Annotated in this window: 22 protein-coding genes; 14 read left to right on the top strand and 8 right to left on the bottom strand. The window is 38.6% G+C overall.

Going from position 1 to position 22,593, the window contains the following annotated elements; all coding sequences use genetic code 11:
* Positions 1-751 precede the first annotated feature (751 nt).
* Both celB and AWM74_RS02935 read right to left on the bottom strand, forming a co-directional pair.
* The gene (gene celB, locus AWM74_RS02940; RefSeq protein ID WP_026466590.1) at positions 752-2,032 is read right to left on the bottom strand and encodes a PTS cellobiose transporter subunit IIC; all 1,281 of its coding nucleotides are present in this window, start codon (positions 2,030-2,032) and stop codon (positions 752-754) included.
* Positions 2,033-2,061: 29 nt separating this feature from the next.
* Positions 2,062-3,450: a glycoside hydrolase family 1 protein gene (locus tag AWM74_RS02935; RefSeq protein ID WP_026466589.1), complete on the bottom strand. Its 1,389-nt coding sequence runs from the start codon at positions 3,448-3,450 to the stop codon at positions 2,062-2,064.
* Positions 3,451-3,729: 279 nt separating this feature from the next.
* Between AWM74_RS02935 and AWM74_RS02930 the strand changes: the two genes are divergently transcribed.
* From AWM74_RS02930 to AWM74_RS02920, 3 genes are all read left to right on the top strand, one after another.
* Positions 3,730-5,598, top strand: coding sequence for a purple acid phosphatase family protein (locus AWM74_RS02930; RefSeq protein WP_034258337.1), 1,869 nt, complete (start codon positions 3,730-3,732; stop codon positions 5,596-5,598).
* Between the two features lie 171 nt (positions 5,599-5,769).
* Entirely contained in the window at positions 5,770-6,054 is a 285-nt protein-coding gene (locus tag AWM74_RS02925; protein ID WP_026466588.1) for a DUF2316 family protein, read from the top strand.
* Between the two features lie 203 nt (positions 6,055-6,257).
* Complete coding sequence (locus tag AWM74_RS02920; RefSeq protein WP_026466587.1) at positions 6,258-6,926, top strand: RluA family pseudouridine synthase; 669 nt, start codon at positions 6,258-6,260, stop codon at positions 6,924-6,926.
* 193 nt (positions 6,927-7,119) lie between these two features.
* Here the strand turns inward: AWM74_RS02920 and AWM74_RS02915 are convergent, their stop codons facing one another.
* On the bottom strand, positions 7,120-8,007 hold the full coding sequence (locus AWM74_RS02915; RefSeq protein ID WP_026466586.1) for a LysR family transcriptional regulator: 888 nt from the start codon (positions 8,005-8,007) through the stop codon (positions 7,120-7,122).
* Positions 8,008-8,138: 131 nt separating this feature from the next.
* On the opposite strand from AWM74_RS02915, the gene AWM74_RS02910 reads away from it, so the two are divergent.
* The gene (locus AWM74_RS02910) at positions 8,139-8,711 is read left to right on the top strand and encodes a sugar O-acetyltransferase (protein ID WP_026466585.1); all 573 of its coding nucleotides are present in this window, start codon (positions 8,139-8,141) and stop codon (positions 8,709-8,711) included.
* Positions 8,712-9,363: 652 nt separating this feature from the next.
* Here AWM74_RS02910 and AWM74_RS02905 read toward each other — a convergent pair.
* Entirely contained in the window at positions 9,364-10,116 is a 753-nt protein-coding gene (locus AWM74_RS02905; protein WP_026466584.1) for an SDR family NAD(P)-dependent oxidoreductase, read from the bottom strand.
* Between the two features lie 186 nt (positions 10,117-10,302).
* On the opposite strand from AWM74_RS02905, the gene yaaA reads away from it, so the two are divergent.
* The 9 genes from yaaA to AWM74_RS02860 all read left to right on the top strand — a co-directional run bounded on the left by yaaA (position 10,303) and on the right by AWM74_RS02860 (position 18,455).
* The gene (yaaA, locus tag AWM74_RS02900; RefSeq protein WP_026466583.1) at positions 10,303-11,034 is read left to right on the top strand and encodes a peroxide stress protein YaaA; all 732 of its coding nucleotides are present in this window, start codon (positions 10,303-10,305) and stop codon (positions 11,032-11,034) included.
* A gap of 75 nt (positions 11,035-11,109) precedes the next feature.
* Positions 11,110-11,757, top strand: a complete 648-nt coding sequence (locus tag AWM74_RS02895; protein ID WP_026466582.1) for a DUF6241 domain-containing protein — start codon at positions 11,110-11,112, stop codon at positions 11,755-11,757.
* A gap of 140 nt (positions 11,758-11,897) precedes the next feature.
* A complete protein-coding gene (locus tag AWM74_RS02890) occupies positions 11,898-12,200 on the top strand; it encodes an ArsR/SmtB family transcription factor (RefSeq protein WP_026466581.1) in 303 nt (100 codons plus the stop codon).
* Between the two features lie 105 nt (positions 12,201-12,305).
* Positions 12,306-13,490 (top strand): NADH-dependent flavin oxidoreductase, encoded by a 1,185-nt coding sequence (locus AWM74_RS02885; RefSeq protein ID WP_026466580.1) that lies wholly within the window; start codon positions 12,306-12,308, stop codon positions 13,488-13,490.
* 212 nt (positions 13,491-13,702) lie between these two features.
* Positions 13,703-15,412: a catalase gene (locus AWM74_RS02880; RefSeq protein ID WP_026466579.1), complete on the top strand. Its 1,710-nt coding sequence runs from the start codon at positions 13,703-13,705 to the stop codon at positions 15,410-15,412.
* A 42-nt stretch (positions 15,413-15,454) separates the two neighbouring features.
* Positions 15,455-16,012 (top strand): hypothetical protein, encoded by a 558-nt coding sequence (locus AWM74_RS02875; protein WP_026466578.1) that lies wholly within the window; start codon positions 15,455-15,457, stop codon positions 16,010-16,012.
* Between the two features lie 201 nt (positions 16,013-16,213).
* The gene (locus AWM74_RS02870; protein ID WP_026466577.1) at positions 16,214-16,699 is read left to right on the top strand and encodes a PTS sugar transporter subunit IIA; all 486 of its coding nucleotides are present in this window, start codon (positions 16,214-16,216) and stop codon (positions 16,697-16,699) included.
* A 32-nt stretch (positions 16,700-16,731) separates the two neighbouring features.
* Complete coding sequence (locus tag AWM74_RS02865; RefSeq protein WP_016897230.1) at positions 16,732-17,022, top strand: PTS sugar transporter subunit IIB; 291 nt, start codon at positions 16,732-16,734, stop codon at positions 17,020-17,022.
* Between the two features lie 29 nt (positions 17,023-17,051).
* Complete coding sequence (locus AWM74_RS02860; RefSeq protein ID WP_026466576.1) at positions 17,052-18,455, top strand: PTS galactitol transporter subunit IIC; 1,404 nt, start codon at positions 17,052-17,054, stop codon at positions 18,453-18,455.
* Positions 18,456-18,560: 105 nt separating this feature from the next.
* Here the strand turns inward: AWM74_RS02860 and AWM74_RS02855 are convergent, their stop codons facing one another.
* The 4 genes from AWM74_RS02855 to lacA form a co-directional block, all read right to left on the bottom strand.
* Positions 18,561-19,316 carry a DeoR/GlpR family DNA-binding transcription regulator gene (locus AWM74_RS02855; RefSeq protein ID WP_026466575.1) on the bottom strand — a complete coding sequence of 252 codons (756 nt, stop codon included), beginning with the start codon at positions 19,314-19,316 and terminating at the stop codon, positions 18,561-18,563.
* Positions 19,317-19,480: 164 nt separating this feature from the next.
* Positions 19,481-20,413 carry a tagatose-6-phosphate kinase gene (gene lacC / locus AWM74_RS02850; protein ID WP_026466574.1) on the bottom strand — a complete coding sequence of 311 codons (933 nt, stop codon included), beginning with the start codon at positions 20,411-20,413 and terminating at the stop codon, positions 19,481-19,483.
* An 11-nt stretch (positions 20,414-20,424) separates the two neighbouring features.
* Positions 20,425-20,937: a galactose-6-phosphate isomerase subunit LacB gene (gene lacB / locus AWM74_RS02845; RefSeq protein ID WP_016897234.1), complete on the bottom strand. Its 513-nt coding sequence runs from the start codon at positions 20,935-20,937 to the stop codon at positions 20,425-20,427.
* Positions 20,938-20,961: 24 nt separating this feature from the next.
* Positions 20,962-21,390, bottom strand: coding sequence for a galactose-6-phosphate isomerase subunit LacA (gene lacA / locus AWM74_RS02840; RefSeq protein WP_026466573.1), 429 nt, complete (start codon positions 21,388-21,390; stop codon positions 20,962-20,964).
* A 207-nt stretch (positions 21,391-21,597) separates the two neighbouring features.
* On the opposite strand from lacA, the gene lacD reads away from it, so the two are divergent.
* A complete protein-coding gene (gene lacD / locus AWM74_RS02835) occupies positions 21,598-22,590 on the top strand; it encodes a tagatose-bisphosphate aldolase (protein ID WP_026466572.1) in 993 nt (330 codons plus the stop codon).
* Positions 22,591-22,593: the final 3 nt, after the last annotated feature.

Here is a 22,593-nt window from a genome sequence, read left to right as displayed (position 1 = left end):
ATATCTCCTTTTTAGAATCCATTTATTCATTTCATTACTTTAATTAAGCACTATCATATACCTTATATTTAATCACTTTAGTATCTAAAGGTCTATGAGATAAAAAATACTGGAATAAACATATTCATACATCATTAATTTGGTTTAAATAATTAGATGTTACAGTTTTAAAATTATATTGGAAAGGGTGACGTCTAGTATTAGCCATTGCATACTTATGCTTGAGGCTGACGCTTTCCTATCATGCCTTCGCGGTGAAGGAGGATGATCTGACGTATGTCATTCTGTTTGGCGTTTACGCCTTACAGAATGTATAGTCAGTCAAGCCATTAGACCAAGGCTAAGGGCGGTCCCACCGCAAGTTGAGCTTTGCAGGATAGACAGGTTTCCGCTTCAGATTATAAGCGAGTTGGCGCTTTAGCACTTACTCGCTTACATCCGTAGAGTATGCTTTATGAACATTGACACTTGCATCTTACAATTAACTTAAAGTTTTAAAGTAATTTCATTTTAGCTTACCTTGCATCACACCTTGTGTGATACGCAATACTCTTCCATCTTATGAGCGAGTTGATGCTTTAGCATATACTCGCTTAAATGCGTTAGAAGTCTCCTGTCTGAACATCCTGCATCACATCCTAATTTTAAGGTAATGATAGGAAAAAGCAAAAGCCGAAGGCTAAATGAATATTGTAATAGAAAAGACGCTGTGACATTGTCACAGCGCCTGTTGGGAGGGAATAAGGTAGTGTTATGCTTCTTCAGTAGTCATTGCTAAGTTGGTCTTATCTTGTACTTTTAAGAATGGGAACCAAATGGCTGCAACAATGACGACATCAATTAATTGTAAGATTCCGCCCATTACAGAGTTGGTAGCCATCATACCAGAGAAGAAGAGTGGCATAGTCCAAGGTACAACAACCCCTGTTGTTGCAGGGAAAATACCAGAAGCCATCATGAAATAGTTAAAGATTGTTACTACTAAAGGCGTAAGCACCCAAGGAATGACCATAGAAGCATTCAATACGATTGGTAAACCAAAGATAACCGGTTCGTTTACGTTAAAGATCCCAGGACCAAGGCCTAATTTACCGATTTCTTTCAATTGTTTGCTCTTCATCACGAAAGCCATTAAGATGACGACCATTAATGTCATCCCAGTACCACCAAGACTAACAGTAAATGTATCCATGAATGATTTAGTGATGATATGTGGTAATTCTTGACCAGCTTCATAGGCAGCTAAATTTTCTAATGATAATGTTTGCCAAATTGGGTCTAATACTGAGTTGATGATTACTTGACCGTGTAAACCAAAGAACCATAAGATTTGTATTAAGAATAGGGCAAGTAGTGTCGCAGGTAAACTTGATCCTAAACCTGTTAGTGGTTGTTGGATAAAGGTATAAATGACGTCATGTAGGTTAGTATTGAATAACCCAACTACAGCGGCGTTGATTAATAAAAATACTGTTAGGGTTGAAATGGCAGGTATTAATGAAGAAAAAGAGCGAGAGACAGCATCTGGCACGCCGTCAGGCATGGTGATTTTAATCCCTTTTTTTGTGATGCGGACATAAATCTCAGTTGCTAAAAAGGCTGCTAGCATCCCAATAAACATCCCTTTTGCACCTAAACGATCAGTCGTTAGGGCACCAGCAACTTCTACGCCTTCAGCGGTTAAGAAGTTAAAAGGTGTTAAAATTAAGAAGGATGCTAGGGCAACAACACCACCAAAGACGCCATCTTCATCATATGACTTAGTTAAATAATAACCGATACCAAAAGCTACGAAGACTGTCATGATAGACATAGTGGCATTTTGACCATTACCTAGTAAAGTACCCAATGAACCCTTTAATGCATCTGGGAAGAAGGGTAGGTTATTGAATACTACGACAATTGACCCAAACATAGTCAGTGGAAATGCCAGCATGAAGGCATCACGAAGGACAGTTAGGTAACGGTTGTTACCTAATTTAGCGGCAAAAGGTGTGAGGGACTCAGCTAGTTTATCAATGATATTATTCATGATTTATTCCTTTCTATAAAACCCAATATTTAGAAACCATTTCGATCTGAAACTTCTTTAAACCAGTAACCACTTTTCTTAATCGTCCGTTTTTTATCATTATCTAAGTCAACTGAAATGAGGCCATAACGGTTTTTGTAAGCATTCATCCATGACCAGTTATCCATACAAGTCCAAAGATGGTAACCCTTGACGTTACAACCTTCTTCAATAGCTTGATGCACATAAGTTAAGTGACCTTTTAAAAAGTCAATTCGATAATCATCTTCAATCATGCCGTCTGCATTTTTAAATTTCGCTTCACCTTCAACGCCCATCCCATTTTCCGAGATAAAGCAAGGGATGTTCCCATAATGATCGCGTACATTAATTAAACAATCGTAAATCCCTTTTTCATAGATTTCCCAACCACGGTAAGGGTTCATCTTGCGGTCTGGCCAAATGTAATTGTCAAAGTAATCGTCTGGCATTGGCTTGTCAGATAGTCGTTCGCTAGATTCTTTTTGTTTGATACGACGTGGTTGGTAGTAGTTAATACCTAATAAATCGATGGTATTTTCTTTGATGATAGCCAATTCTTCCGCAGTATAATCTGGTAGGTAGTCCAAATCTTTTAGTAGTGATACTAAATCTTCAGGAAAGACACCACGAATAGCTGGATCTAGGAATGACCGATTGAAAAAGGCATCGGCTAGGCTGGCAGCTTTTACATCTTCAGGATTGTTGGCATCTCTTGGATAGCTAGGCGTTAGGTTCAAGATAATCCCAATTTCACCATCAAGGTTTAAGTCACGATAGACTTTGATGGCTTTAGCGGAAGCTAAACTTTCATGGTAAGCCACTTGAACAGCACGTTTCATGTCAACAACAGCTGGGTAGTGGAATTTGTAAAGGTAACCACCTTCAACAGGGACAATCGGCTCGTTGTGGGTAAACCATTTTTTCACTCGGTCACCAAATAACTCAAAACAAGTCTTCGCGTAATTTACGTAAGCCTCAACAACTTCCTTATTCTCCCAGCCACCAATTTCTTGTAGGGCAAGGGGCATGTCAAAGTGGTAAAGGTTGATAAAAGGTTCAATGTCATTCGCAATCAATTCATCAATATATTCATTGTAGAAAGCAACCGCTTTAGGGTTGATGTCACCGCGACCTTCTGGGAAGAGTCGGCTCCATTGAATTGACGTCCGCATTGAATTATGGCCAGTAGCCTTCATCAGTTGGATATCTTCTTTATAGTGGCTGTAAACTGCTGAGGTTTCTTCTGGCCCAACTTGGTCAAAGAATAGGCTAGGATCCTCGCGGTACCAGTGGTCCCAAATATTGTCACCTTTACCATCATCTTTAATGCGTCCCTCAGTTTGCGGACCCGATATTGCTGAACCCCACCAAAAACCTTCTGGAAAACGATAATTCATCTAAACAACTCCATTCATATGTCTATACATAATTTTAAATAGAATTATACATACAATAGAATGATATTGCAAGCGATTTCAAAAATATTTTCTAAGCGATTGGTGTTGTATGTATGAACAAAATGTATATATAATCATTCATTTAGTAATAAATTGTACTTTTAACATGCTATTTACATAATTTTTACTAAGACATTACAAGGAATTAACCTTACTTTGTTAAGGTGATATAGAAAGTGTTGGTAATTGAAAAGCATTTTAAGGAGAGGGAACCGTTTAATGAAAGAATTGAAGTTGAAGCGCTGGGGCGTTTTATTGTCATCGGTGATTTTATTGGCTGCTTGTGGACAAGGGCAAGGAAACGAAGCGAACGAAAGTGATACTAGTAGTCAAGCGACTGCTGAAGCAACGAGTGCAAGTGACCTTGCTACGGCATCTTCAGATGAAGGTAGTGAGGTTGATCCAGTTTACGGAGAAGAAAATGGTCTAGATTTAATTGATTTACAGGATGAAAAACCAGAAGTTGCACCGGTCCCAGTTCGCAATGAACCTAACCGAATCGCAACAAATTTATTAACAGATACTTCATCAACAATGGGCTTTAATTGGTATACAACGGAAGAGATGTCAGATGCTAAAGTAAAAGTATCGACTTCTGAAGATATGTCAGATGCGATTGAATTTACTGCAGAAGCTAGCCCAGTTACGTCAGATTATGCTGAACGCGATGAAAATGGCTATTATATCTATGCATCGGTGACAACTGATGAAGAAGGTGAAAAAATTCTAGACGATGAAGGGCAACCTGAAGAAGTATTAGGTTACTTTACAGATGAACAAATTGACCGCGATAATACTGAATGGACTTCTGATGGTGGTAATTTAGGCTATCTTTATACTCAAGAAGTTGAAGAATATAGTTATAAAGCTGAAGCTGAAGAGTTAGAAGCTGGTACAACTTACTACTATCAAGTGGGTTCTGATGAGGGTGGCTATTCAGCAACGGGCTCTTTTAATACATCAGCTGTTGACGATGATGAGTTCCAATTCATTCATTATACGGACACACAAAACGCTTATTGGAATGCCAATGTGAATAATGAAGCTGCTTATGGTGCAGATACCTTAGCGCATGCGATGGAAGTGGCGCCAGATGCGAATTTTGCTTTACATACTGGTGACTTTGTTGAAATTGCAGAATTAGAGGATGAGTGGGTAGACAATTTAGATATGTCTCAGGAACAAAACTTGCACTTACCACATGCTTATACGCCAGGAAACCATGATGAATATACTGTTCATGGTGGTGATTTAGACTTAACAGCCTTTAACGAACATACCAATGTACCTGTAACGAATGATGCAGTTTCAGGTGGATCATATTATTCTTATGACTACAATGGGGCGCATTTTGTTGTCTTAAATACGAATGACAATAAGGAATCTGAGGATAATCCAGAATCTGGTGCAATTGGTCAAGAACAGATGGCCTGGGCGAAAGAGGATATTCAAACGGCACGTGATAATGGGGCAAATTGGATTGTACTTGCTTACCATAAACCAATCTACTCAGCTTCTTACCATGCATTGCAGGACGATGATGTCCAAGTTACCCGCGAAGAGTTTGCTAAATTGGCAGATGAACTAGGGGTGGATATCGTTTTACAAGGACATGACCACAACTTAACGAGAACGAAATCCTTAGTATATACAGGAGATAATTTCTCTTATGGTGAAGTAGAGGATACGGAGAAGACTGAAATTGATGGTGTTGAATACCACGTTAATCCTGATGGGGTGACTTACGTGATTCCAAACTCATCTGGAACAAAAGCCTATGATGCGATTTACCAAAAAGGTGCTGAACATGTGCATAATGTTCGTCCAAAATTAGACTGGATGACTGAAGAGGATGTGGACCTTTGGAATGACTTATTCGATGTTGCTCAACAACCTGATGAGTCACCTAAGTTTGACTATAAACACGAAAACTATCGTCAATCAGAAAGTCAAAACTTTGCAGTCTATACTGTCACTGAAGATGAGTTCTTAATTGAGTTTTATCAAATGAGCGGTGACTTACACGCCGGCGAAGAACGAAATGTTGAATTAGTGGATGCTTACGGTATTACTAAAGATGATGAATAAATGAATTTTTGACCTACTAGACGAGCCTAGCTTTGATCTAGTAGGTTTTTTATTAGGAAAAATATTTATCGGCTGGGTTAGTTTTAGCGATTTCTTAATCGATTTGTGAAAGTGATATGTCATAAAAGTGATATAATATAAACCTATATATGATTAAATGAGGTAGAAGTTATGTCATTAACCTATAGTCAACAAAAAGCAACTATTAGAGAATTTCAGGAAGCGGTGATGCGTTCTAATTTAACTATTCAAGAGATTGCAGGAGATTTTAAGACCAGTCAAAAACGTATTGACGCTATTTTAAACTTACAACCTCTGGGTATTGAAGAACCATGGATTTTAAAAGAATGCCTTAATGAAAAAATTACTGATCAGGGCAATTCACCAGTGAAGTTTACGGCGTTACGTGGCGATTATCACCAATATGGCTTCTTAAACAGTAGCCGTATTGGTTAACGACAACTTTATCAGAAGATTACTGTTTAAAAGAACCAAATATGTACTGGTAATGCGTCGATATAAACACCGTCAATATGAGCTTCTACCACTTTTTAATTTATAAAATTACCGATTTTTATTCATAAAAACCTATCTAAATTAGGGGTAGTTGGTTAGATATGCTATGGTGGGACCATTATGTTTGTAAAGGAGTAGAAGCAATGGATGTACCAATATTATATGAGGATAATCATTTATTGTTGGTTCAAAAACCAGTAAATATACCAGTTCAAGGAGATCAAAGTGGAGATAAGGATTTATTAACCTATCTCAAAGAGGACATTAAATATCGCTATCAAAAACCGGGTAACGTCTACTTAGGTTTAGTACACCGTCTAGACCGCCCGGTTGGTGGCGCGATGGTATTCGCCAAAACTTCAAAAGCAGCGTCAAGATTATCTGACCTAGTACGACGTAATGATATGGGCCGAACTTATTATGCCGTAGTCCATGGCAGACCCAAGCAAGCTAGTAATCGGTTAGTGGATTATCTGTATAAGAATCGCCAGAAGAATATCGTATCCATTGTTTCAAAAAACCACAAAGAGGGGAAAAAGGCCGTCCTTGACTATACGGTGATTGCCTCTAAGGATGGTCTCAGTCTAGTTAGCGTGCAATTACAGACCGGTCGTCCCCACCAAATTCGTGTTCAGCTGGCAGGTATGGGGACACCCATTTGGGGAGATCAAAAATATGGTCAACAATACAGTCAAGTCGGTCAGCAGATTGCTTTGTGGGCTACAAACCTTACCTTGGAACACCCGGTTAAAAAAACACCACTCACTGTTGAGTCGCCACTACCAGAAGCCTACCCTTGGGATATCTGGTAAATAATTAACTATTAATGCAAGAAGTATCGCTTCAATAGAGCTGTGCTTCTTGTTTTAGGTTACAGTGATTGGGCTATCTTAACTATCTAAGTGCAAACGATGACGCGAGGTGCACTTGTCAACAGGATTTGTCGTGTCGGCATCTTTAGGTGTCGCGTTGTGTATTCGTATAAGGTCTAGCATTTTTTTGGTTTTATTTAGACGATTTTAAGTGATCCTGTAATCGTTGCTTGAAAGCTTTGGCTGCGGTTGAAAAATTGTTCTGCTTTTTCCAAATAAACTTAAGCTGAGACGACATTGGTGGGTCTAGGGGAATGAAATGTAGCTTATTTGTTGTATATGTATCCACTAAATTGTCTAAACAAAGGGCATAGCCGACTCCTGCTTCAACCATTAGGCTGGCATTATAAATGAGGTTATAACTAGCAACAATATTTAGACTAGAAAAATCACCGCCAAACCAACCGGTTAATTCATTATTATTCAAAGATTGGTGCGAGCAAATTAAAGGAAGGTCCCTCAAATCATCGGGATGAATTACAGACTTATTGGCTAAGTAACTGTCATTAGGCACCAAGAGCCCCCATGTATCATCTTCGGGTAGTATACGAAAATCATAATGATCTGTATTCACTGCCCCAATCACGACGCCAAAATCTAACAAACCCTTATCAAGTCGCTCCTTTACATCCTCCGCAATCCCACTATACAAATGAAATTGTATATCAGGATATTTTGTTTGTACATCTTTCACTACTTGAGCAATTAGGCGCATACTCGCTGACTCACCGCCACCAATATAGACACTACCAGCGATGACACCATCCGGCTTGCGTATTTCAGATTCCGTACGGTCAAGCAAATCAATGATTTCGGATGCTCGTTTTTGTAAAAGCTGTCCGTCTGCAGTAAGAGATACTTTTCGGCTTCCACGAATTAACAATTGTTTACCTAAATCTTCTTCCAACTCTTTCATTTGTTTAGATAAAGTTGGCTGGGTGACATGCAAGGCTTCAGCTGCCACAGTAAAATTCTCAGCTTTAGCAATAGCTATAAAATATCGTAAAGTACGCACATCCATCTGAATCCTCCTAAAGTATTACTATAACTTTTTGTTATAACAGTCCATAAACTATAACCATTTGTTATTTAAAAGTTTAGCTTTTATACTAGAAATAAGCAATGAAGAAGTATATAAAGGAGCGAACCGACATGGATTTAGAAACATATTTAGAAGAAGTGAAAAAGGGCAACCGTATTGAATCTGATTCTCCAGCCCACCAAATTATGCATCAGATGAGTCAGGAAGCTTTAAAGATTACAATGCAAATCAATAATCAATATCATGAGCCAGCAAAACTACGCCAACTCATGTCAGACTTAACTGGTCAAAAAATCGATGATAGTTTTACACTGTTTCCACCGTTTTATACAGACTTTGGTAAAAATATTCATATTGGTGAAAATGTCTTTATCAATGCCGGATGCAAGTTCCAAGACCAAGGAGGTATTGAAATCGGGGACGATGCTTTAATCGGCCATAATGTAGTCATGGCCACCTTAAATCATGCAGAAGACCCGAGTGACCGTGGTTCAATGATTCCTGGAAAAATTACCCTTGGTAAAAATGTGTGGATTGGGTCTAATGCCACTATTTTAGCAGGTACAACAATCGGAGAAGGTGCGATTATTGCAGCCGGTGCTGTTGTAACAAAAGATGTCCCAGCCAACACGGTTGTAGGTGGCGTTCCTGCAAAAGTGATTAAAAAGATTGAAATTGAATAAAATAATAGACCAACAAAACGATGAAACCTCGTCGATTTGTTGGTCTTTATTGAGTAGGTACAAAAACAACTTACACCCTTTAGTCGAGCTCCTTCTAACGCATAGGCATCCCTATGTCACTGTGTTCCGAGGGCTGCTCTAAAAATGTCAGACTCGTACCACTTCAGGATTAGGCTATGTGATTTTTTAATCACTCTGTCTAATCCTTCCAGTTTATGAGCGAGTTAGTGCTTTAGCATATACTCGCTTCAATGCGTCAGAAGTTACGAGTCTAAACGACATTTGACACATCCTCTTTAGTCAGGTTCGAGTCTCCAGAAAGGACTGCGTGTCAGCTAAGTTTGCGCCACACTCTGTGTGTCACGGCACTAAACTTCCAACGTTTCCTTTCTGAGCGTCGACTCTCACACTCTTTTTAGTCGGGTGCGCTCGACCAGCTCAAGTCCGTTTCAGATTATGAGCGAGTTGGTGCTTCAGCACTTACTCGCTTACATGCGTATAATTCGTTTAATTAATAATGGTTCTTGTACACTACAATTGAATTAGAGCATTCAGAAGCTACTCTATTTCAGCCTAGTTTGCATCACACTTTGTGTGATACGGCACTATTCTTCCATCGTTATTGAGCTTAGCGGTCTCGCTTACACCCTTTTTAATCTACTGGGTATCCGCCTAATGTCCAACCGCCGTCTTGGATTAGATTAATGCCTTGGATATAGTCAGAGTCATCTGAGGCAAGGAAGAGGGCTGTTTTCGCGATTTCATCTGGTTGACCTGGTCGACCTAGTGGTGATTTTTCTAGTCGTTTGTCCGTTACTGTTTCAGTCATTGGGGTATCAATAAAGCCAGGTGATAGGGTATTAACCTTAATGCCTTTAGGGCCTAGTTCATGCGCTAATTGGCGTGTCATCCCGACTAAACCATATTTACTAGACATATAAGGTGTACCACCTACACCGACCATACCGGTAGCTTGAGAAGCAATATTGATGATCACACCTGAACCACGTTCAATCATTTGTGGTACGACAGCTTTTGTAGCTAACCAGGGTGCTTTTAAATTCAAGCGGATGACATCATCGAATAGCGCTTCATCCGTGTCTTGAATTGGATCGTAATTATCCAAAATACCCGCACCATTATAAAGGATATCGATTTTACCATAGTGATCTAAAGTTGTTTGAACAGCATCCTTAATGGATTGGCCTTCATTTAAGTCGGCTTTCACAAAAAGACCTATTGGACCAAGTTCAGCAATTGTATGTAAAATCTTGTTTGCCTTATCTTCGTTACGACCAACGATAGCTACTTGTGCGCCTTCCTTAGCGTACAAAATAGCAGTTGCCTCGCCAATACCTGAAGTTCCACCAAAAATTAATGCTACTTTACCATCTAATTTTCCCATGAAAAACATCCTTCCTTATTATAAATGCTTATTACTTCTAGCATAGGGGATTCGGATAAGGCTTGCAAACAAAACACATGGCTATGACTTGACCATATTCCCAAGAATAAGCTAGCTTAATATGGCGAAGTCTAGCGTAATCAGCTAAACTGGTGACATAGATTTAAAAGTAAGGACGCGTGAACCATGAAAATTATTTTTTCCCCGGCCAAAGAAATGAAGCTAGATCAAGTATCAGTAGATCAACCCATGTATACAGACACCACCAAAGCCATTATCCAAACCTTACAAACGCTGTCAGATGAACAATTAAAGAAGCTTTACAAAATTTCAGACCAACAAGTGTCACAAGTTAAAGATTATATACGACATTTAAATGAGGGTGATGCATACCCAGCCTTATCACTATACAACGGTCTAGCCTTTCGCCAAATTGATGTAAATACAGGTGATCCCGCGATTGCGGAATATTTAGACCAACACTTGCGTATCCTATCTGCCTTGTATGGACCTTTAAAAGCTTTCGAACCTATCCGACCTTATAGACTTGATTTCAACACTTCGCTAAAAATTGGTGGCCAAAACCTGCGTCAAATGTGGGGTAGTGAGTTTAATCATTTTTTTGAAAAAGAGGAGACCATTTTAAATCTGGCTAGCCAAGAGTTTTCAACTATGCTGGATAAAGACCGCTACACTTGGATTGACTTTGAATTCTATGAATATGATGCAACGAAAGCGAATGGCATAAAAAAACATGCTACTATTTCGAAAAAAGGACGAGGAAAAATGCTGCAATTCTTAGTGGAAAATCAAATTAAAGATATAGCAGCTATTAAAGAATTTTGCTCAGACGGTTATCAATTTGACTCAGAGCGCTCAAGTGAAAGAAAAATCGTCTTTATAAAATTAAAAAACTAAATATTAGACCGTTCTGTGATAAAATGATGAAAAACATTAAAAAATATTGAAAGATCTAATTGGGAGGATATTTCATTGAAGAAAGTATTGAGCGTATTATTAATATTCTTATCATTTGTATTGGCGGGGGCTATCGTTGCAGTGGTATATTTTAGCGTTAGTGATGCAGAAACTGGGAGTTTATCTGCTTCAACCAGTTCAGTAGCATCATCATCAAGTTCGCAATCATCAGCTTCTAGTTCGGCGGAGAGTAGCTCATCTGAATCACAAGAGAGGGAGTCTTCTGGATCAGATGATAGTGTGGCGTCAGAGATTCAACAGGCACTGGCTTCAGAAGCAGAAACAAAGGTTTTATTAGGTAGAGAATTATATGATAGTTGGATCTATCTAGATATCACGGAAGAAAGTACTTTCTTGATGGCTATTCACTATATGACCCATCAAAAAGTTTTGGCTGATTCAAAGCAAGGGGCTTTAGAAATTACCCCAGAAAGAATTGCTATTATGCTTGAACAAGCTGAGGCATTTAGCGATTCTGCCCATTATCCATTCTACATTGAAATCTTGAATGCTTGGGATGCAGGTGACTTTTCTAATGCTGTTTACGCCCATAATTATGTGTGGAATGCACAAGATGGGACTATCGGCGAAGCGTATGGCTTATTTGATGAAAGTCAGGAAGCTGAGTTTGTTCAAGCAAACTTTAGAGATATAGCGTATTAATTATGTTGAAAGCCTATGTTGACAGAAATGTAGCATAGGCTTTTATCATGTAATCAGTTAGCTTACTCAAGTCGATTTATTTTACATATCGAAATTACTCGATATAATAGGGTCTATATTAAAAAAAGGAAGGTGATCATTTGGCGTCGATAGATATATTTAAAGCATTAGCAAATGAACATCGCTTATTAATTATGCATTATTTGAAAGATCCAACTGCTTACTTTGTGCACGAAACAGATGTTGATATGACTGAGCACGGGGTTTGTGTAGGTGAGATTCAACGAGTGCTTGGGTTGACCCAATCTACTACATCGCATTATTTAACGATGATGAATAAATCGGATTTGTTGATTGCTACCCGTATTGGTAAGTGGACATACTATCGTCGCAATGAAGCGACATTAAACCGATTAAGTAAATTTATAGATGAGGAGATATAGGAACTAAAAAAACGAGTTACCTATATCTATAACTTAACATATCGAATAAATTCGATATGATTAACGACCAAGGATGATATTAAACAGCTAAAAGGAGCTATAAGTATGACGAATAAACTAACTGATAAAGTAACACTACGCCACGGAGCCACATTAAATAACCAAATTGCCATGTCACCAATGCAATCACAATCGGGTAAACGCAATGGATTTGTAAGTGAAGATACTTTGAAATATTACGGCGCACGGTCTCAAGCTGGTGGTTTAATCGTATCTGAGTTTCATTATGTGAGTGAAAATGGTGGGCCAGCTTACCATCCAGGATATCCTGAACAATTAGCCGCTTATTCTGATGCGCACTTGGACGGTTTAACTAAATTAGCCACTACTATGAAAAAGGATGGTAACAAAGCTATCTTACAAATTCATCATGCTGGTCGAGCGGCTGTTGGACAAGCCCTTTCAGGACAAGATGTTGTTGCACCTTCAGCTATCGACTTTGATTTCTTGTCTTACCCAATTCGCGCATTAACCGAACAAGAAATTGAAGATATTATCCAAGACTTTGGCCGTGCTACGTCGCGAGCGATTAAAGCAGGTTTTGATGGAGTGGAAATACATGGTGCTAATCATTATTTAATTCAGCAATTCTTCTCAGCACTGTCTAATCACCGTACTGACAAATGGGGTGGAAGTTTTGAAAAACGTATGGCCTTTCCATTAGCAGTCGTTAAAGAAGTGAAACGAGTAGTAGCAGAAGAAGCGCCAAGTAATTTTATTATTGGTTATCGACTTACCCCTGAAGAAATTCATGGTTCAGAAGTAGGCTATGACTACAAAGAAGCGACAGCTTTAGTAACTGAAATCGTTAAAAATGAGCTGGACTATATTCACTTATCTTTATGGGGTGGTTATGCATCTACACCAAGTGGAGTTGACCAATCCTACGCTGCATTATTCAAAAATGTCTTAGACGATGAAACCAAATTATTGGCTGTGGGTGGTGTCTTTGACGAAGAAAGTGCTAAAGATGCGATAGAAAATTATACTGATATTGTTGTTGTTGGCCGTGGGACCCTAATAGATCCACAATTTGGACTTAAGATTCAAGAAGGACGTGGAAATGAAATTTTCCATGAAATTAGCCCAGAAAATATGGCATATGTCTCATGGACAGAGGGACTAAAAGAAGCATTTACTAGAGAAGATTCATTAGGCTTACCTCCACTACCAGGTGGTGCAACGATAAGACACTTACATACAGGACGCTACGATATGTTAGGGAAATAAATAATAATATTTTAGAAGCGTTCATATGAACGCTTTTTTGTACATGATTGTTCTTTTTGAAAATAATAACGTGCATCTATAAGTTAGGTAAATACATATTAATCAAGGCATTATATAAGACAAATGTTTTTATTAGTTTAAAATAAGCAAAATTTTTGAGTGGGTTTCTAGCTAGTGTTACCCTTAAAGGAACAAAAATAGGAGGTTTTATTTTGAATAATCCAATGTCTAAAAACGGACTAGTAAAAAATAGTGTAAGTCGAAACCAAGTGGTCCCTGGTAACCCTGCAATGCATACTGATGAAGGGGCACCGGTGATTAATAATGATGATACCATGACAGCTGGCCGTCGTGGACCAAGCGTATTACAAGATACTTGGCTACAAGAAAAGCTAGCGAATTTCTCTCGGGAAGTTATTCCAGAAAGACGTATGCATGCAAAAGGTTCTGGTGCATTTGGTACATTTACGGTAACAAATGATGTAACAAAATATACTAAAGCGAAGGTTTTCTCTGAAGTAGGTAAACAGACAGAAATGTTTGCACGATTTTCTGAGGTAGCAGCTGAACGCGGTGGTGCGGATGCTGAGCGTGATATTCGCGGTTTTGCACTTAAATTCTACACAGAAGAAGGTAACTGGGATATGGTCGGGAATAACACACCAGTCTTTTTCCTGCGAGATCCAAAACACTTTATTGATTTGAACCGCGCAATTAAACGTGATCCAAAAACAAATATGCGTAGTTCTAATACGAATTGGGACTTTTGGACATCACTACCAGAATCACTGCATCAAGTGACGATTACAATGAGTGACCGTGGTATCCCATCTTCTTATCGATTTATGCATGGTTTTTCTTCGCATACTTATAGTTTGATTAACGCGAATAATGAACGTGTATGGGTGAAATTCTTCTTCCGTTCTCAACAAGGTATTCAAAACTTAACTGACCAAGAGGCAGCCCAAGTTATTGCAGAAGATAGAGAGTCACATCAACGCGACTTATTTGACGCGATTGAATTTGGCCAATATCCAAAATGGACTTTGTATTTTCAAATTATGACTGAAGAAGAAGCTAAACAAGTAGATTTTAATCCGTTTGACTTAACGAAAGTATGGCCAAAAGAAGACTTCCCGTTTGTTGAAGTAGGGGAAATGGAATTAAATAAAAACCCTGAAAACTATTTCCAAGACGTTGAAGAAGCTTCATTTAACCCTGCAGCTTTAGTTCCAGGTATCGGTGTTTCACCAGATAGAATGCTACAAGCACGTTTATTCTCATATCCGGATGCACAACGTTACAGAATTGGTGTTAATTATCATCAAATCCCAGTGAACTATCCGCGTGGTGTAAAAGATTTCCACCCGTATAGTCGTGATGGTCAAGGTCGTATGGATGGAAATGGTGGTGGACAAATCCATGTTGAGCCAAATTCATATGGTAACTGGAAAGATCATAAAGATATGGCTGAACCACCGATGGATGCAGGTGATGTAGATTATTACGATTTCCGCGGGGATGATAATGACTATTACACTCAACCAGGTATTTTATTTAACCGGATGACTTCTGAACAACAGTTAGTTTTATTTGAAAATACTGCACGTGCAATGGGTGATGCTACGCTACAAATTAAGCACCGTCATATCAACAATTGTTATCAAGCAGATCCAAAATATGGTGAAGGAGTAGCAAAAGCTTTAGGTATTGATATGCATACTGTTGATCTAACACCTACACCAAGAGATTCAGACCAAGCTAACCGTGAAGCCAATGCACGTGGTGCGGAAAACCTAAATGTGCCAACTGAACCTGCACAACCAGCATCAGCCAAAGATTTACCAGACGAAGGTCGTGATACCAACGTTCAAGATCCAACAAGCTTAACAGGTATTATGGAAGACCCGTTCGTCTTGTAATCTATAACAGTTACTAGCTAGATATTTTTTAGGAGGACAAAAATGAAAAAAGGATTTTATCCAATATTAGGTATGGCTATATTTGCCACATTAGTAGCCAGCTTACTTGGCACAACAACCATTTCAATGGGACTAGTTATGGGTTTGATGGTATTCGCCCTAATGGTTGCGAGTACCTTGCAAGCTATCTTGACCAAAGAATATGACGCTCAGGTACATGCAGCATCAACAACTATTATCGGTTTAGCGATGGCCATTCTTGGTCACGTCGCCCTATCATTCACAGGTTTAGGTAACTTGTTAGCTGGATCAGCCGTAGCCATCACCGGTTTCGTTGCTGTAATTGGTGTTGTGACTTATGCAGTAGCCACACTTGTTGGACAAACTGCTTCTGACAATATGACAGCTAAAAGCAAATCTACCTTCAGCAAATGGACAAAAGGCTTACTTGCAGTGAGCACAACTGCTACACTTGTACACATGATGGCCTTTGACTTCTTGCGTGAAAATGCTGTCTTCATGGGACTATTAGCCCTATACTTCGCGGTAACAGTCGTAGCCTCTGTATACGCAAACAGCAAACAAAAAGCAACAGCTTAATTTTTGAGAAATTTTCTAAATAAGCAAGACCTCCAAAAAACAGGGGAAATCCTGGTCTGATGGGGGTCTTTTTGACTTTGCTGCCATATTTTCAATTGAATAATTGTTGCTAATTGTTTATTTATGTTTAATAATGTTGACAAATAAAATGTAAGCGCTATAATAACAAATGTAAAGTATACAAGTAGAGGAGGATGACCATTGTCAGAAGTTAAAGAATCGTTAGTGTCGATTGAAGATACCTTTATTTCTCACGCGACAACAAGCGAAGAAGTCTTAAAAGAAATTGGTTTGAAATTATTGAAGAAAGGACTCGTGAAAGAAAAGTTTATTGAAAATATTTTAGAACGTGAAGAAAATTATCCCACCGGCTTGGATTTGTCCGTAATTGATCCTAGCTATAGTAATATCGCTGTTCCGCACACTGAAGGAGAATTCGTGAATGCGACCAAGGTGATTCCTGTTGGCTTAACCAATAAAGTTGTTTTTCACAATATGATTCACCCTAAAGAATCCCTAGAAGTGTCTAACTTATTCATCATTTTGAATAATAATCCAGAGGAACAGTCGCAAATTCTGGCCAAGATTATGGACTTTATCAACATTTTAGATACTGAAGAAGCGCAAGCTTTATTCCAAGCGTCAACACCGTTAGACCTTTACGACATTATCGAAGGCAAATTATAAAAATAAATATAAAAAATTCAGGAGGTAATAAGATGACAAAGATTTTAGCAGCTTGTGGGGCAGGGGTTAACTCAAGCCATCAAATTAAACATGCCATTGAAGAAGAAATGAAAAAACGCGGGTACAGTGTGACTTGTGACGCTGTAATGATCAAAGATATTACTGAAGATATGTTAAACAAGTATGATATTTTTGCGGAAATTGCGGATACGGATTTCTCTTTTGATATCAAGATTCCAGTTGTCAATGCAGGACCGATTCTATACCGTATTCCAGCGATGGCCAAACCAGTTTACGATGAAATTGAATCGATTATTAAATAAATGCTAGGAAAAGTATTTGGAGGTAGAAGATGAGCTATATTATTGATTTGGCGAATACAGTACTCCAACCTTTGATAAATTTAGGGGCAGCGCCTTTAATGACGATTATTTTGACCGTCATTGCCTTATTATTCCGGGTGAAATTTACCAAAGCGCTTGAAGGTGGGATTAAATTAGGGATTGCCTTAACAGGGGTTGGTGCGATCATGAACATTTTAACAGGTGCCTTCTCGAGTGCGCTAGGGGAATTTGTTGCCAATACAGGGTTGAATTTAAATGTGACTGACGTTGGTTGGGCACCCTTAGCGACCATTACTTGGGGTTCACCGTACACGCTATACTTTATGTTTGTTGTATTGATTATTAACGGTATTATGCTGGCTTTAAATAAAACAAACACGCTAGATGTGGATATCTTTGATATTTGGCATTTATCAATCGTTGGATTATTTGCAATGTATATGGGCGCCAACTTATTCGTAACAACCTTATTAGTTGTTTTTATTGGGGTATTGAAAATCATTAACTCTGACTTGATGAAACCGACATTTAATGACTTATTGAATGCTCCGGATGAAAACCCAATGACCACGACTCATATGAATTACATGATGAACCCAATTATCATGTTATTAGATAAAATCTATGACAAGTTGTTCTCTTGGTTAGATAAATACGACTTCGATGCCGCAAAATTAAATAGTAAAATTGGTTTTTGGGGATCTAAGTTTGCCATTGGGATTTACCTAGGCTTCTTCGTAGGCATCCTAGCGGGTATTTCAATTCAGGAAATGCTGACCCTAGGGTTTACAGCGGCTGTCTGTTTGGAACTCTTTTCAGTTATCGGTCAATGGTTTATTGCCTCCGTTGAGCCCTTATCGCAAGGGGTAACAGACTTTACCAGTAAAAAATTCTCAGATCGTACCTTTAACATCGGGTTAGACTGGCCCTTTATCGCTGGTCGTGCTGAAATTTGGGCGGTTGCCAACGTATTGGCACCAATCATGTTGATTGAAGCCCTAGTTTTACCGAATAATGGTTTACTACCACTTGGTGGAATTATCGCCATGGGACTAACACCAGCTTTATTAGTTGTTACTCGTGGGAGAATTATCCGTATGATCGTAATTGGTACAGTCTTATTACCAACCTTCCTATATTCTGGTACCTTAATCGCACCATTCGTTACAGAAACAGCCAAGCAAGTAGGGGCCTTCCCAGCTGACGTAGCTTCCAACGCCTTGATTTCACATTCAACCTTAGAAGGGCCAATTGAAAAATTTGTGGCTTACTTTGTTGGACAAGCTTCACAAGGGGATATCGAAATGATCTTGTATGCAGCCTTAGCGGTTGTTATCTACCTTGTCTTATTCGTTTGGTATGCAAAAGAAATGAAGAAACGTAATGCTGAATATGCAGAGAAAAAAGCATAAGCATTCATCAACAAAATAAAGAAAAAGCAAACCCGCAACGTCTGAAGATGTTGCGGGTTTGCTTTTGTTTATAGCGGTAGTCATTTTTCAAAGGGTAAATGACGCCTATTCAGAAACTAATAGGATGTTTGAATGCTTCACAATCTGTTCATAGCGGTGGTCTTCATCATTATTAATGACTACGGCAGTCACGTCGTTTAAAGAATAGTAAGTGAAGAAGTCCTCTTTACCAACTTTAGAGGCGTCTAGCAGTAGGTACTTCTCAGTTGAATTATTCAGAGCCAGTTCCTGCGTCTTTCCTTCTTCAAGGGTGGCAGTCATAATGCTGTTATTGGTGACCCCGTTGGCAGAAAAGAAGGCCTTGTGGAATTTTAGGTTTTCCAGTACAGAAAGGGTGATATAGCCATTAAAAGCTTGGGTATTATTCTTAATTTTACCCCCTAGTAGGTAGACATTGATGTCTTTATCAGCCAGGGTATTGAAGACGGGTAAGCAGTTGGTGTATACCTCGTAATCTTGCCGTTCCATCTTTTGAGCCATGATTTCCATGGTGGTACCAGGGCCCATGTAGATGATGTCACCGTCATTAATTAGCTCAATTGCTTTTTCAGCGATACGGTTTTTCTCGCTGATATTAATGACTTTCTTAGCATCATGAGATAGTTCTTCTTTTGGATATTCGCCTAGTGAAATTGCTCCCCCATGAACCCGTCTTAATGAACCACTTTCTTCTAGTTCTGTTAAGTCTCGACGCACAGTCATATCTGATACATTTAACTTGTCGACGATATCAGTTACGGATACGGTGCCGTTTCGTTTAAGTAAATCTAAGATTAGTTCATGTCTTTTCTTTTTTAACATTGTTGAGTTCACCTCATTTCCGGTAATTCGTTATAGGTATTTTTCAATTATTATTAGCCAGTGCTTCAATAGCATCGTCATAGAAAATAGGTCGTATATATATAATATAACGAAATAATGCTCTTCTCAAATACATAGTATACTTGAAAAGAGCACAAAATGAATTAATATTCGATTATAGTCACGCGATCAAATAAATCATCAAAATGATTGATATCGATATGGCCCGTGATACTCTCCATAGTATTTAGCATACCAGTTGTCATGGCTTGTTTAAGTAGGTGAATATCATCTAAATTATCCTCTAAGGCCACTGCAATCCCTGCAACTGTTGCATCACCAGAGCCAACAGGATTTACAACAGGAATGGTTGGTATATTTACCTTATAAAAGCGGTTGTTATGTTTAGCAAAAGCCCCGTCGCCTCCTAAAGACACGACAATCCACTCAATCCCCGAAAATAATTCATCAGCTAAGACAGCTTTTAAATCGGCTGGATCTGCACTCACTTTTTGACCTAATAAATCGGACAATTCCTCGATATTGGGTTTGATTACAGTAGGTTTAAATGGACTTTCTAGTACACTTGAAAGATTAGATTTGGACGTATCGAGCACGGTTTTCTTGTCTAAATCATTGGTAAATTGAATCAGTTTTACATAGTAATCTTCTTCTAAACCCTTGGGTAAAGACCCAGAAATGGTAATGACATCAGCATAGTCAACAGCTTGTTTGAAGTGAGTTAAGAAGGCCGTATTTTCATTATCGGTGATGGTAGGGCCTGATTCTAAGACTTCGGTTTGTTGGCCATCATGTAAGATGGCAATACAATTTCTGGTGTCACCTTCGATAGATAAGAAATCTGATTTGATACCGTTTTCATTTAATTCCGAGACAATGCCTTCACCTAAATGTCCACCGATAAAACCAGTGGCGGTGACGGCTTTATTTAAATCATGAATGACCCTAGTCACATTAATCCCTTTGCCACCAGCTGTCTTACCCACTTGGTCAGTTCTATTTGTTGTGTCTAATCGCAGGTCGGGGATGGTGTATGAGATATCAACGGAAGGGTTTAAGGTTACAGTCAAAATCATATAATCACCGCTTAATCGTGGTATTCGCCACGGTCCCATTTTTCAAGGTATTCAGTGAATAAGTCAGGGTTGTCTGAATGATTGCTTGATTCAAGGTGGGTAATTTTGTTGATTAGGGTTTTATTTTCCTCAGAAGGTTGATATTCCTCTTGGATAAAGGCAGAAATGATATCTTCCATTAATAATTCACCAGTAATCATCCCACCGAAGGCGATAACGTTGGCGTTTAATTCTCGCTTAGAGTATTGAGCAGTTGTCATATCTCTTACCAAAGCTGCACGAACGCCTGGCACTTTGTTGACGGCGTTTGAAATCCCAACACCAGTACCACAAATGACGACACCAAGATCAGCTTCACCATTTGTTACTGCCTCACCAACTTTACGCCCAAAGATAGGGTAGTGGGTCCTCACGTGATTATGGGTACCTACATCAACCACCTCATAACCTTGTTCTACTAAGTAATCTGATACGCGAATTTTAATATCTGTCACGATATGGTCACAACCAATTGCAATTTTCATAATTTTACCTCCGATTCTATTCTCTTAGCACATAGCGTTTAACATATCTACACGGATTTGGTGACGACCACCGTCATAATCGGCAGATAGAAATGCATCCACAATGTTCTCTGCTAGTTCGTGCCCCACAATTTGTTCACCTAATGTAATGATTTTTGAATTATTGTGTTCTCTTGTCATATAAGCAGACCGTTCATCAGAAACTTCGGCGGCAATAATCCCTTTGATTTTTGTAGCTGAAATGTATGAACCAGCACCATATCGATCAAATAAAATACCGCGGGCATTATCATCCGCTAGAATTTGTTGAGCTACCTTAGTAGTAGATTCTACAAAATCGATGCTAGGTGTTTCTGATAGATCTTCAAAATCAATCTTGTTTGTTTGTAAGTATTGTTTAATAACTTCTTTTAATTGCATTCCGTCTTTGTCAGCACCAAGATACACTTTCATAATATAACCTCCAAAATTTAATTTATTTACAAACATATTGTAGATCAAAAATAAACAAATATCAACAATAACAATCAAAAAAATAAACAAGTAAAATAAAAATATTACAAAAGGCCTTGACTAGTGGGTGAAAGCATTATAATATCTAGTTAAACAAAAAGAAACATAAAACAACATAAATTAACAAAAGGCCACAAGGAGGATATTATGAAATTCGTATCAGAAGGTAAACTAAATAAATTAAAACAATTATCTACTAAAGAAGGATTTATTTCCGCGCTAGCTATTGATCAACGGGGGTCATTGAAGAAAATGATCGCTCAAGCAGGAGAAACAGATGATATTCAAAAGGCGGTTGAAACATTCAAAGAAGCTATTTCTGAAGAGTTGACACCATACGCTTCGTCTATCTTATTAGACCCTGAATATGGTTTACCAGCGGCAAAAGTGAAAGCGCCTACTGCCGGCCTATTGTTGGCTTATGAAGAAACAGGGTATGATGCTTCAGAACCTGGTAGATTGCCTGATTTATTACCTATTTGGTCTGCTAGACGAATTAAAGAAGAAGGAGCAGATGCAGTAAAATTTCTATTATATTATGACGCGGATGAAGAAGCTGAGATTAATGAACAAAAACAAGCTTTTGTTGAACGGATTGGATCTGAATGTAAGGCAGAAGATATCCCTTATTTTTTAGAAATTTTAACTTATGACAAAGATATTGAGGATGCTAAATCTAAAGAATATGCAAAAGTGAAACCAAGAAAAGTATTAGAAGCAATGAAAGAATTCTCAAAAGACAGATATGATGTAGACGTATTAAAAGTGGAAGTGCCAGTGAACATGAACTTCGTAGAAGGTTTTACAGAAGAAGAACCGGTGTACACACTTGAAGAAGCGAAAGGTTACTTTAAAGCGCAAGATGAGGCAACAACACTACCTTACATTTATCTAAGTGCAGGAGTGAGTTCAAAACTATTTAGAGATACCTTGGTGTTTGCTAAAGATTCTGGTGCAGGGTTCAATGGTGTATTGTGTGGCCGAGCTACTTGGAAAGATTCAGTTGCTGTTTTTGCAAATGATGGAGAAGAAGCTGCTCGTAAATGGTTGAGCACACAAGGGGTAGCTAATATCGAAGAATTGAATAACACTTTAAATGAAACGGCAACCTCTTGGCAAAGCAAAATAGCAAGCAAATAAAAA

Origin of the sequence: Aerococcus urinaeequi, assembly GCF_001543205.1 — a bacterium.
In the GTDB taxonomy this organism is placed as follows: Bacteria; Bacillota; Bacilli; order Lactobacillales; family Aerococcaceae; genus Aerococcus; species Aerococcus urinaeequi.
Note: the sequence above shows the minus strand (reverse complement) of the source record. Positions and strands in the feature narration are given on the sequence as shown.